This is a genomic window from Paenibacillus sp. LT-B23, assembly GCF_059417685.1.
The window spans coordinates 38,565-51,338 of sequence record NZ_JBSQBM010000008.1; the positions used below are offsets into that span (position 1 = coordinate 38,565).

The 12,774-nt window shown below is 42.6% G+C and carries 8 protein-coding genes; all 8 read right to left on the reverse strand.

What is annotated here, in order from left to right:
• Positions 1-537, reverse strand: coding sequence for a sigma-70 family RNA polymerase sigma factor (locus tag ACWXW9_RS11620; RefSeq protein WP_494929522.1), 537 nt, complete (start codon positions 535-537; stop codon positions 1-3).
• 703 nt (positions 538-1,240) lie between these two features.
• On the reverse strand, positions 1,241-5,245 hold the full coding sequence (locus tag ACWXW9_RS11625) for a DNRLRE domain-containing protein (RefSeq protein ID WP_494929523.1): 4,005 nt from the start codon (positions 5,243-5,245) through the stop codon (positions 1,241-1,243).
• Positions 5,246-5,281: 36 nt separating this feature from the next.
• Complete coding sequence (locus ACWXW9_RS11630; protein WP_494929524.1) at positions 5,282-8,062, reverse strand: filamentous hemagglutinin; 2,781 nt, start codon at positions 8,060-8,062, stop codon at positions 5,282-5,284.
• Entirely contained in the window at positions 8,047-8,664 is a 618-nt protein-coding gene (locus ACWXW9_RS11635; RefSeq protein WP_494929525.1) for a hypothetical protein, read from the reverse strand. Before ACWXW9_RS11635 ends, ACWXW9_RS11630 begins: the two co-directional genes overlap by 16 nt.
• A 36-nt stretch (positions 8,665-8,700) precedes the next feature.
• Complete coding sequence (locus ACWXW9_RS11640; RefSeq protein WP_494929526.1) at positions 8,701-9,195, reverse strand: hypothetical protein; 495 nt, start codon at positions 9,193-9,195, stop codon at positions 8,701-8,703.
• A 270-nt stretch (positions 9,196-9,465) separates the two neighbouring features.
• Positions 9,466-10,686 (reverse strand): hypothetical protein, encoded by a 1,221-nt coding sequence (locus tag ACWXW9_RS11645; protein ID WP_494929527.1) that lies wholly within the window; start codon positions 10,684-10,686, stop codon positions 9,466-9,468.
• Positions 10,687-10,830: 144 nt separating this feature from the next.
• Complete coding sequence (locus ACWXW9_RS11650; protein ID WP_494929528.1) at positions 10,831-11,664, reverse strand: hypothetical protein; 834 nt, start codon at positions 11,662-11,664, stop codon at positions 10,831-10,833.
• A 14-nt stretch (positions 11,665-11,678) separates the two neighbouring features.
• Entirely contained in the window at positions 11,679-12,764 is a 1,086-nt protein-coding gene (locus ACWXW9_RS11655) for a cell adhesion protein (RefSeq protein WP_494929660.1), read from the reverse strand.
• Between the last annotated feature and the right edge of the window lie 10 nt (positions 12,765-12,774).

A 12,774-nucleotide genomic window follows, 5' to 3' on the forward strand; every position in this document is an offset into this window, starting at 1 on the left:
TTATTTGTCAATCTCAGTTTTATAGAGTTCTCTTAGTTTTTTCACGGCTCGACAAGCATGAGATTTATGAATATCAAGATAATGGGCGATTTCTGCAGGTTTCATATCCATTCCTTCTTCGGTGAATAGCATGAAATTTATGATTCGTTGCTCCTGTTTTGTGAATCTGTTACGATTGCTTAAGTAGTCTACTTTCACGTCTGCTAATTTAAACCCATAATCATTCACCTGAACCGAGTAATAATTGGCCATTGAGCCTTCTTCATCTGTGCCATCGCAAAAGTTAACGGTTGTACTAAACTGTGCAATTTTACGTTTTTTTTTACGATAATAGTCAACCACAGAACGTTTAATGACCGTATGTGAAAAAGTAGATATATCCTTTTTTATATTCCCTTTGTGGATCGCTGTCAGAATTTGAACGATTGAATCCTGTTTCACATCTTCTCGATCCTCCTCGTTAACACCACGAAGTATAAAGTTAAAAATATGATTTAAGGTATCTGGGTCAAATGAGCTAACATTTGTCGTTATCATTGCGGTTCTCCTATTTTAATAGTTTATTTTAAATCAATAGGTTCCAGTTCACTCTGTTCCCTCCTTAAAACTTGTATCACAACTCCTTTCCGAATTTCGACATTCGACAATTAGTTTCCACTTTTTTCTTTATCTTACCCTACTCTTTTTTTTAATACGTAATACATTTGAATCAGTTCCATTTACCTAATTGAATATATAATTTTTAGGATTCTACTCTAATAGTCGTCATATCTATCAGAAGAGTTGCAATTTATCTATTATCTTTTCAAAATACGAACTTATGTTCTCATTTTAATAGGTATATATAACCTTGTCAATTCCTAACATTGATTGATGTTATTTTCATCTGGTTATATTGTTCTATTTTTTTTGTGTATACATCTTTCAAACAAGCCTTTTGAATCAATTCGAACATGTTCCATAAGACCTATTTCAACATTCTTTTGAAAACTGTCGAAGTTCCTCGATAGCCTCCAATTAGTACTTCATTTCAAACGTCAGTTTATTTCCTCTCTCTCAAACTTTTCAAGTATCAACCTAAAAATCTATTTCCTATCCACCTTCAAGTCTGGCTACCAATGCCTCTACCTTCGCATTCAAGGATCTGTTTTGGCCTTTTGTCTATTTTCTTCCCTGACAGGTTCAATATAAGTAAAAATCAGTAAAACTTAACCCCTGCTACGAATAGCAGGGGTTAAGTTTACATGATAAAGCAGTATCCGTATTCTGTAGCCACATCTATACTGGAAGCCATATCATCATACACCTGAACCTGTATAGCCCCAGGTAGTAATGATTTCTGCCACACGGAAATATGGCCTTTTAATATAGATCTTTTCCAAATGTCCATGGAACCATGAAGATCATTTTGTCGATACTGTCTGACCACCACTGAGCCAGTGACAATGGATTTCTCCCACACACTCATATCACTTTGTAAGCTTATTTGTACTGTCCTTCTCACCGTTAGATAGCCTGTGATGTGACTATGTTCCCGAATCTCCAAATCTGATGGAAGCTCTGTTTGCTCTGAATGTCGAACGGTAACGCGACCATATTTATCATACGCTGCGTCCCGTCTAATCCCCACTTCAGCATTCAGATCATGGTGTTCCATAACACGAATCGATAGTTCGGTATCCCAATCCTGCTGATCGGAAATTCGCACAGAGATTCGAGACCATCTATCAGATTCACGGCTTTTCCGTGCACTGATCCTGCCTTTAAGTTCAGATTTCTCCCAAGTTTTTACGTAAAGCTCACTTGAGACAGAGTCCAAATGACTACGTCTGATTCGCAGATGAGAAGACTGATCCGTATGGCTGTCCACTCGAACCTTTAGGTTAGAGCCCAGATTGCCGGATCTTACTCCTACTGCAATTTCCAGATCAGAAACGAGCTTAGCCCGCACTGTAATTCGTGACTGCATATCCATTCTTTTATGGTACGGAATGGATATGGAGGCCCATAAATTTCCTGAAAGCACGGTAAGGCTTGAAAGCACATCTTTTTTCGGCCAGATCGCTATACTTGATCTCAAAGAAGTATAATGCGGTATTGTGAACGTTGAAGATAGCCTGGAATACGCTTGGGCTCTTACAGACAAACCGGATATGAGCTGATTACTAAACACAATTTGAAGCCAGCCGTAAAAATCAGGATTGTGGATATTCATATCCGCAGGCATATCTTGCCTATCAAGTATACGCCCCTCCACCATCAGATCCACTTCACGAGATCTACGGACTGAAATAGAGCTTTTCTTTACCGCTCCCTGAAAAACGGTTATGTTCCCTAATATATTAGGGATACTCAGCTCCATACCAGAAGAGATATCCTGATGCTCTGTCCTTCTTACACGGATCGATCCAAGCGTTTCCTTACGATTGACAAGAAGCGTTGCCGGAAGCTCGGGAAACGGAGCTGCCCAGCGGGCAACACTCAGTTCGGAAGCAAGGTTCTCCCTGTAAAAGACATACATAATCGAAGGTACTATTTTCCTATTCACCCATAGGGTGCTGTCCATTGAATTCTCACGTGCAACAGCAATAACAAGCTGAGCTGCCAAAGAATGATTATCCTTACGGCGTACAGACACTTTACTGGTTAAGTTAGGTACCGTCACTGTGATATCGGCCAGGATCTCCCTTTGGTTATGGACAAACAGGCTACCCTTCCAAACTGTTGCTCCATGGGACTGTTTAATACGAAACGAGGCTGCAAGATCAGATACCTTACTTACGCGAGAGGTAAGGCCACCTTCTATACTGTTCCTGCCCAAGCTATAGATACGAGTATCATAGTACGTAATATCCAATATAGGACGGTACGATTTTTGCTCCTTGGTAAAAAAACGGATACTTCCATTTTCAAATTCATCCAGAGCTTTAAAGATATATCCAAAATTCGGCCTTTTTCCTTCATACCATGCACGAATGGAATCAGTTACATCGAAAGAAATGTATCCTGAATCTCCACCTACGTCTTGAACGATGTTTATACCATCATAGGTTGAAGTCGAGCTGCTAAAGCCAAACGGAAACGGTTGATTTTGCCATGTAACTCCGTATTCTGTCCATTCCCTGGATGCTTCAATAAGCTGTATCCCCTTCAAGGGTACGTTACGGCCGTCAAAATACACTTTGAGCTCGGCAGATTTAATCGTTGTATTTTTCTTGGGAATAGAAGCAGTATCCAGATCAAAACCAACATAAGATCTGTATCTCTCCTGAGCCGAGGCAGAATATCCAACATACATTTGTTCCTCAACGCCATAGTTTAATCTGGGCTGAGACTCACGAACAAAAGCATCTTTATTAGAATACATAATCGTCGTGTATGTCGGAGGCTCGATAACATCATATCTGCCTTTCATCCATGTATAGGGTGCAACTCCTATGGATGAAGCCATATTCGAAACTTCCCGAACCGTCATTGCAGACGGAAGATCATCATAACTCCGAGAAGTTATCCGGTATCTGCCGGTAGACTGGGTAAAGGATGCAATAGACAAGAATGAAGGTAGATTCTCCGTTTTCTTAATTTCCAGACTAGCATATATATCTATAACATGGCTTTTATGAATATAGTAATGCCCCATGATTCGGGTATGGGTACCTACCAGAATGCTACTGTGCAGTTCAGATATACTTGGTACCGTCAGGAAGGAGGTTAAGTCTTCGGCTCCAAGAGACTCTATACCATATTTCACGGCCAGGTGAGTATGGGCTCGTACAGACAATGATGAATATATTTGATGAATAGATTTAACTTGCAGGCTGGAGCTGAGGTTAGCAGGCTCAATCCCCCGCACCTGATATCTTCCATTGCTGTTTGCCTGAGTGTTTACCTTTAAGCTGCAGACGATATCATTAGGCTTTTTGACCTCTATTGCAGCTTTGAGGTTTTGCTCCTGAGCAGCATGAATATCGTATTTGGCGGCTAAGGTAGTACTTGCTTGAACCGATATACAGGAAGGTAATCCCTGTTGCACAACATTCAGGCTGGAAAGCAAATCATTTGGCATGAGCCGCTTCACATCGTATGCGGCTACTGCTATAGCTGATGAGCTAACACTCAGCATAGCAGTGAGATGATCGGATACCTTAACTGCCACTCTACCTTGAACATCGCTGTTATCCGTAGGCAGGATACCGTAGCGAGCCTTTACTGCTGCTTTACCTGATGTATTAACACCCAGTACGGCTGCAAGATTATCCGCTACCTTAACTTCAATAGCACTCTGTACATCATCATGATCCGCAGGGTGGGCCGCATAGTGCGCTTTTACAGAAACATGAGTATTAATATGCATATTGCTGACTACATCCATAGGCTTTTTAACCGTTATATGTGAAAACATGTCAGCCATGTCCGTAGGAATAATAGTCTGCTTCCCTTGAACTCCCCCGCTAATTCCTACTTGCAAGGATGCTATGAGATTCTGCCTTTCCGGTACTCTCGCATGATTCTGCATGTCCGAATGACTTATCCCCAAAAGGTAACCAGACATATAGTTTGCAACGATTTCATCCATCGTTAACGCAGCATTGTACATCCGTACAACAGGAATATATCCACGAAACCACTGACTAGCCTCTGTACTGTGTTTACCAATAAAAAGTCCATCTGGCTGTTTGATATGCTCAGTGGCTTCAGCTTGCACATTTCCTTGAGGAGCCCCATTCAGAAAGGTAGATAGATTGCCTGTAATTTCGTCATATGCGCCAACAATATGATACCATTTGTTTCTGGGTAACTTCCCTAAGTTGGCATATGCTTTTCTCGTGCTGGTCGCAATCTGAAGCTCCAATTCCCCTGTAGGATTAAACTTGACCGAGATGCCCTGGGTATCGTTCCCCTCAGTATCGTCCAGTTGTCCCCCGGAGGACAAAACAACGTTGCCTCCGATATAATATATCCACACTTCAAAGGTAACACTGTTGATCGGCTTAGAGGTATCCGCGCCTGTACATTGGATATATTGACTCGTCCCGTTAAAAAACAGGGCATAGGGCTGGGCAAGGGTGTTCTTTCCTACCCAGCCATCATTTTTCGTAAATTGGAAGCCGTTCAGTATGCCGTGATTTCCTTTACCACTCAAATCATGCCATTGCGAAGTGGGTTTTGAGTTGGAACCAGCCTCCAAACCTTGATCAGCAAGGGAAGCGTGAAGGGAAAGGATTAATCCTCTCTTACTAAACATGAACATCACGCCCTATTCCATTGTATTGGAACATCATTACATGGGGCTTGCTTTCGCCCTTAGATCAAACGTTCCACCCGTCTTCACTGCAATATCCGACTTGATTCTTACATAGAACTTTTCCGCGCTGCCCTTGGCCAAGGTGCCATTAAAGGCTAATTCCTGAGCAGGTAAAAACGGAGTATCCGACATACTTAAATCAATTTCCATTCCTTTGGCTACCGTCGCGCTATCCACCCATGTTTTGAGTTGATTCACCGGGAAATCAGCATTATTTTGCAACCATACTGGTTTGGGGGAAGAGGTTTGGCTTGCGACTAATGTGCCGAACTCCAGGTAACGCAGCCGCTCTCCTGCATTATCCGTATAGTATTTGCCAAATTCATTACGGAAGCCGAGCAACGGCAGATCAAGAGGCAGAAGCTTCCTTAATGCAGGATAACCGTCGTTGTATTTAGGGTCCATAATCCAAGTATCGTCAAAATTCCAGGCTGTATTGGAGTAGGTTCCCCTGTACTTCATTTCACGGGTGGTCAGACCTGATCCTCCTGTACCGGAAGTAGTCTTGTACAATTCCTTATCAAAGTAATTATGTGAAAAGGCTCCGCTTCCTGTGTAAATAAATCCATTCAATCCGGAGGAAGCAAATGCCTTGCCTAACGCGAGACAACGTCTTATCGTAAGGGTACCCGTGTTTCCACCAAATCCGCCTACTGTCACTCCATTTAACTGCGCATCTGTCCAGCAATCCTCCAATACAGAAGAGCCATTACCGTAACCTAAAAATCCCCCCAGGTAATTACCGGTACTCTCACCTTTACCAGAAGCATAGCATCTGCGTATAATTCCATTACCTGTTAAATAGCCTGCAAATACTCCAGTGTAGTCTACTCCTACGACAGTTGTATTTACACTACAGTCCTCTATGATTCCATCCGTAGTTACCTGTCCTACCAAGCCGGCTCCATGATTTCCTTTACTTGTAACTTTGCAATAAGAAAATGTATTGACATGGCAATTGCTAATGGTAGCTTTGGAAACCTGGCCCGCTAATGCTGACGTATAACTGCTGCCTGTAATATTACAATCAATGATATCCAGATTTTTGATCCATCCACCCATCATGTAGCCAAACAGACTTACTAATGAATCATTGGGACGATAGATGAATAAGTTAGCAACACAGCGCCCTCCACCATCAACATATCCTTTGAAATACGATTCTTTACCCACAAGATTAAAACCAATGGGGTAAAATCCGTCATTCGCCTGAAATTGTGTCATTTTGATATCATCTTCAAATTTGAAATAATATTCATTGCGGAACCAACGCATTTGGGAAAGATCAAACTCCGTCAGGATAATGAAAGGATCCTCTTTTTTTCCTGTTCCGTTCTGATATTGAATAAACTGTCGATGCTCAGGATATCCTCCATTGTAATCCTGACTCATATACCAATAATTTTCAAAATCCCAGTTTTCAAATGTGGATGCAACTTTTAATTCGGATGTGGATTTGCCAACACCTGCTGCACTGGTTGGAATTCCAGAGGTTTCTATATCCCAGTAACAATTTGTGATTGCAGAAGTATTATTACTGCCTATAAAGCCCCCAATATTGCTTCTTTCCCGAGCTAATGTGATATCCTCAACCTTACCGGTAGAGTAACAATATGCAATTGAGAAACTGCCGTTGTAATAATTTACATTTCCAATGAACCCTCCTGCAATATTGCCTGCGGATCGAACGTTACACTTATAATTAAATGAATAATTAATGGTTGAGCTGCCTGAATAATTGCGGATGTCTTGATATAGTTGACCGATTAATCCACCAACAATTCCACTCTGACCTTCTACTACACCTGAAATAATATTACAGTTATATACTGAAGTATTGAATGCATAACCTATTAAAGCACCTGTATATAACTTTTTATTCGTTATGTTAGGATTGATTAACCGTAAATTACGAATTGTTGCAGACCTGGTATAACCAAATAAGCCAACAAAATTTCTATCCTGATTCATGTACAAGCTTTTTATAGAGTAACCATTCCCATCATATACACCTGTGAACATAAGAGAGGTACTACCATCACCTATCGGTGTAAACCCCTCTCCACTCTGAAAGCTGCCCATGACAATATCCCTATCCTGCATATACCAGGCCCCAGGCTTCTTCCGTACATCATCCAAATCCTGTTCGGTAGAAACAATATAAGGATCTGCCTGCGTTCCACCACCACCAGAGAAGTGATCCACATAAATATAGGTCTGGCCCTCTATCTTTTCATAATAGGGTCTTACGCCGTCCGTCTCTTCCTTCGTCTTCACATAGGTCAGGTCGGCAACACCGTCTTCATCCGCATCACTGACTACGTATACATCCGAATAATCATCATAGGGTAAAATAATCGTTCCGCTAAGATTGGAGGCTCCATGCACATAAGCAAATTCACGTCCAAACGGAATCTGTTCGCGGGTTTCCGCATCCAATACATGCTTCACCCGATCTCTACCCACGATGTCAATTCCCGCCGGATCGACGGTATCCAAAATAATCGTGGAAGCTATTTTATTTTCGTAAAAGGAATCAGCCAATTGCTTATATTCTTGATACATCTGCTCTTCATCAGGTGTTAATGTATAATTGCCATCCAGTTTTTTTTCCTGAAGCTCTTCAAATTCTTCTTTGATATTCTCCCAGCCATTTGGAGTGAGCACTTCTACAGGATAAGGATATATACTGAACACTGACTTTTTATTGATGTTATCCACTTCAATCGTATAATTACGTATTACTGAACCAGCCAATTCAATTCACCTCCGATATCGGGTTTTAATGGAGCACTGAATTCCTGTGTAACCAAGCCGTTTACTTTGACCCGTAATTTACCATTCAGTTCCGTATTAGATACGAGTCTCAATGCCATATGAACGGGTGCATTGAATGGAATCTTACAGATCGCTTTGACATGAAATTCAACAGGGTCAATCAGAAGTGCCGCCTTATATCCAAAATTAAATTGGGTAATCGTACTGCTCATTACGCCTTTCTCTCCAGCCGCAGCAGGACTGTAGTTGGGTAATCCAGATGCCTCCGCATCCTTATATGCAATAATGTCTCTGTAGGATTGAAACACATTACCCGTCAGGTTATAGTCTTTGTCCGGCGTTGAATATACCAGTTCCACCATCCTGCCAGCTAATTTGAAAATACCGTCACTTTCAAAGAAAAAGGTTTGACCATGCCCAACCATACCAAAACGGACCAATTTTTCTCTTTGAATGGCGTAAAAGCTGTTTTCTGCCTGAGTGACAAAATCATACTCAGAAAGGTGAGCACCGTCCGTGTACTCACCCAGCCAAATAAAATCCTGTGACACAGGAGAATATCCGTTACATTGTGCAAACATAGATATTCTTCCTCCCATTGTATTGGATATCAGTTGTTAGACGTATTGATAGGCCACACGTGTCAAAAAGTTGACATTACCCGCCGTGGCCGTAGCCGGAACGCTTGCTTGTAGTGTCACTTGTGTGTAGTTGCCTTTGGAATTGCCTACAGAGCCATCGTTGATAACCCCCAAAATTTCCTTGTTTCCCGGCGAAAAGGTTCCCTTGGAATTGACCGTATTCCCTCCCGCCTGAATGACCTTCGTCGCTGTCCCGCCAATTGAGGTGAAGCTGGATTCTGCCATACTATCTACACGTACCTGAATCCATGTATTCAGGACCAGCTCACCATTATCTCCACCTGAGCTATCCTTGGTTGTAATGGTACAATTGGTCATTGTCGAAAAATCGTTATTTACATTCCCCCGGTTGTTCCAAATAAGTACACCCAGAGCTGGAGAAGAAGATCCTGCGTCAATCGTCCCGATCTCCCATTTTGACAATGTTGTTACGTTGTCTGTTTTAAGCCATGATACTGCTGGTGCTGGCATGTTTTTTCCTCCTTCATTTTAGAAAAGATAAAATAAAACCCTTTGCCACGTTCTTCATGGCATACTCAATATAAGTAACTAGAATCGAAAACTAACATTCTGCGGAAATAAAACCTACAAAACTCTTTAGAGGTAGACATAAATACACCCCTTAGCTGCTACGAATGAGCATACACTCGTTCAACGCTTCTAAGGGGTGCTGCTATAGCTTAAGCAGATGGATACAAAGAGTTAATTGTTTCAGAAAATAGGATGAGGCCTGCTTCTTACTTATTCAGCCTTTTTATACTGAATGAACAACACATCCGGTACATCTTCGACAACCTTCAACGTATCCGGCGTAAAGCTAAAGCCTGTAATCAATCCGCTGGCATCCTTGATATAGGTAAAGTTAATGCCTGGTGTTTGGAGCTGCCCGTTGATGGCCAGACGTACCGTTTTGTCTTTGGCTTTTCCCTTTTTTAGAGTGTATTCCGTTTCCCCACCAACTGCTTCAAATACCTCTTCTTCATCCGCCGCTTCGATCGTACCCACTTTCACGCTTAATGCTTTGAATGCAGCATCTGCGGCCTTCTCCAGATCAAGAATACGACCTTCCGCATGACCAAAAGCACCTGCTTTGAAATAGCCGTTTGCCGAATCTGCATCCCGGTCATTAATTCCATTCATCAAATCCTCAGAAGATTTCAAGCGCTGCGCCAAATGGCTGAGAGCCAACTGTAAAGTCACTCCGCTATAGTTCGGATCTGTCGCAACCCCGATCAGTTGTGCGCCTGTAGCAGACGCCAACTGATCCCGAATCGCCTGATCCGCATCTTGGCGATCTTGTACCTCCTGGCTAATCTGATCTTGAATAGAAACTACGAGATTCGAATTACCGTCATTGTCCAGCGTACCCGTTGAACCATATACATCCTTCATCAACTGAATCAGGTTCATATAGGCCTTGGCATCGGTGGCCCCTTCCACGAATCCGCTACCACCTTGAATGATCGCATCCGAAGGAATGACAGACAAATTCGTGCGAATCACGAAACGATAATCAATTTTGCCCGCTTTTGCATCAAATGTATAAGGCTGCTCTTTGCCCCCTTCTACACTATAAAATTTCAGAAGGTAGCTGCCTTTACTTTCTTCAAGACGACCGTATACCACGTCAGAATCGCTGTCTCCGATCGGGCTATCTGTGCCGGCGGCGCGAAGCTGCACCTTCTCGGTCAGCACAACACCTTCTACTCTGTCTCCGGTCGAGATGGTTCTTGTACCGATATCGCCAGATACATCCAGCTGTGTGCTGCCGGCAACCGCTTTTTCGTTAACTTGTACAAATACATCAATCTTGGTGTCTTCCAAAATTTCACGGTGATTATGAAACTGGAGGTCAATGTACTTCTCTGCAATCTTGTTCGCTTCATCAAAATGTTGATTCCGCAACAGCTTGTTATTCAACTGCTCACCACGAAATCTCGCAATACCTCTTGTTTCTGCCATAACATACCTCTCCTTGTCGGGATTTTGCAAAATCCTCTTTTATGTTTTGTTACGAATGCAATATAAGTCTGCTTGATGCCTTCTTATCCGATATTGTAGTCATATTTTGTTTTAAATCATTAATTTTTCACCTTATTTTCTACCTTATATAGTAACGACAATTTCTAGCGTCAAGCCTCTTAAGCCTTCGCCTGCCACATGAGTGTAAATACGAAAATGATCATTTTTATGAATCAGAGGATCGGACAGAACATAGGGTAAGTTGCTTGTACTACTGGTTTTCTCACCCGCATGAATGGTCAGGTTACGGCTGAAAATATTAGTCCAGTTTGGCAACGTTTCATAGTCGAGCTGTGAGCATTTTTCAATGGAAAACTCACTTTTACTCGTACCGTACACTCCGCAAGAAGCATATATTTCCCTGATCTTACCTTCGAAGGGGAATCTCATTTCATATTTACAGGGACCCAGCGGAATCCGATCCAGCATAAAGACCATCGTTTTGACCTCTGCCCGCTCTTGAATATAATCCAGCCTGTCATCCAGACGATGAAACTGGACATCACGCTCCGTATATTTACGGGCCGATACAATTTCTTCCTCCAGCCTTTTGAACCTGAGATCATCAATACCGCTTCCGCCCCCTTGACGATACTCAGCCTTCCAGGTACGGATGTAAATTTCATCATTAATCACGAGAGGAATGTGCTGCCCTGCCAAGGGATGCTCCAGCGGGTATGTGCCCAAATCGAGACGAATCGTGTTTTCGTCCACTTCTTCATATCCACCCTGGACCAGCAAATGCTGCCCATTCAGATATACGTCCAGCATCTTTGTACCCAATATATAAGGATGTGTCAGACGGATGTACAAGTCTTTATGCTTGTCCAGGTAGGCCTGATCTACAATAATCTCCTGCCCGTTCCAATAGATTAGTTCATTTCCATATCTGCGCAACGTCATCTTCGTACCAGCCAAAATCCAACACCTCCTTATATATGAGTAATATCCAAAATAAAATGAAGAGGCTTGATGCCAAAGTGCTCATTTTTGCGCTCTATCTTCATCCAGAATTTCATCTTGCCGTCGGGGGGGAGAGTCCCCATAGGGAGTCGCTGCATATAATCCCCTTGAGGATGATCTGATCCATCATCATGACTCAAGTCCGCCCATTCATAACCAAATTCCTCCAGATATTTCAGGATACCCATCGAGATTTGCTCGGCCTTCTTATTTTTTGAGGGATTATACAGCTCCATCTGCACCTGAATGGTATTGTCATACATCGTACCCAGGTAGGTTTCGCCGCTTAGACTAAGCTCTTTATCCTTCCACAGCACACGAAGATCAGTACCATACAGATACAGATCACCACCGTACATATCCATTGCCCCAAGGCTCGATAAAAGAACTCCGTTTTCATCGTAAACCCTCAGCATTCCGCTAAAGGGCATCGTTGGAAGCTCCAGATGAACCCCTGTCCACGTGGGCTCTACTTTAGAGGAAGCAATAGCATATCCGTGGGGATCGCATAAAAACACGGAATAGCCTTCTGGCAAATTTCCCATCGTTATTTTGTTGCTTTTACATAACACAAGCCTGTCTAAACCAAGTTTTTCATATTCATCACGCTGTGGATTTTTTAAGAGGATACCTATTTTTTCAGCCTCCAGATCAGCCGAGTCAAATAGCTCCCATCCCAATCCGCGATCAGCATAAAAGGTCCATCGATTCCCCTTCTTCTCTGCCCGCCATCGGCTATACTCCCGGGTTGTCGTATCCTTACTCTCCAGGAATTCCAGCCGATGGTAGCCATCCTGCCAGATGACAATTCCCCCTTCGTCACCGTATGCAATAGGAACATAATCAGCAGTAACTTCTAACAGCAGGGTAGGCTCATCCTTTGGTGCATCAAACAAAAGCATAGTTTCCGGTTCTGTGTGGGACATAAATAACTGCTGCAAGCCTGTATCCAGGGTACAAGCCGTTGTCGGAGATAATTGGTAGCGGGAATGGATTTCTCCACTTTGGAACGCGTCATCAAAAATCAATCCACTCCATTTCTTGTAAATCCCCATGAGATTTCTA

Excerpts from the sequence above, each read along its gene's own strand:
- ACWXW9_RS11620 (WP_494929522.1), bottom strand. The coding sequence starts at position 537 with ATGATAACGACAAATGTTAGCTCATTTGACCCAGATACCTTAAATCAT.
- ACWXW9_RS11625 (WP_494929523.1), bottom strand. The coding sequence starts at position 5,245 with ATGTTTAGTAAGAGAGGATTAATCCTTTCCCTTCACGCTTCCCTTGCT.
- ACWXW9_RS11645 (WP_494929527.1), bottom strand. The coding sequence starts at position 10,686 with ATGGCAGAAACAAGAGGTATTGCGAGATTTCGTGGTGAGCAGTTGAAT.
- ACWXW9_RS11635 (WP_494929525.1), bottom strand. The coding sequence starts at position 8,664 with ATGTTTGCACAATGTAACGGATATTCTCCTGTGTCACAGGATTTTATT.
- ACWXW9_RS11655 (WP_494929660.1), bottom strand. The coding sequence starts at position 12,764 with ATGGGGATTTACAAGAAATGGAGTGGATTGATTTTTGATGACGCGTTC.
- ACWXW9_RS11640 (WP_494929526.1), bottom strand. The coding sequence starts at position 9,195 with ATGCCAGCACCAGCAGTATCATGGCTTAAAACAGACAACGTAACAACA.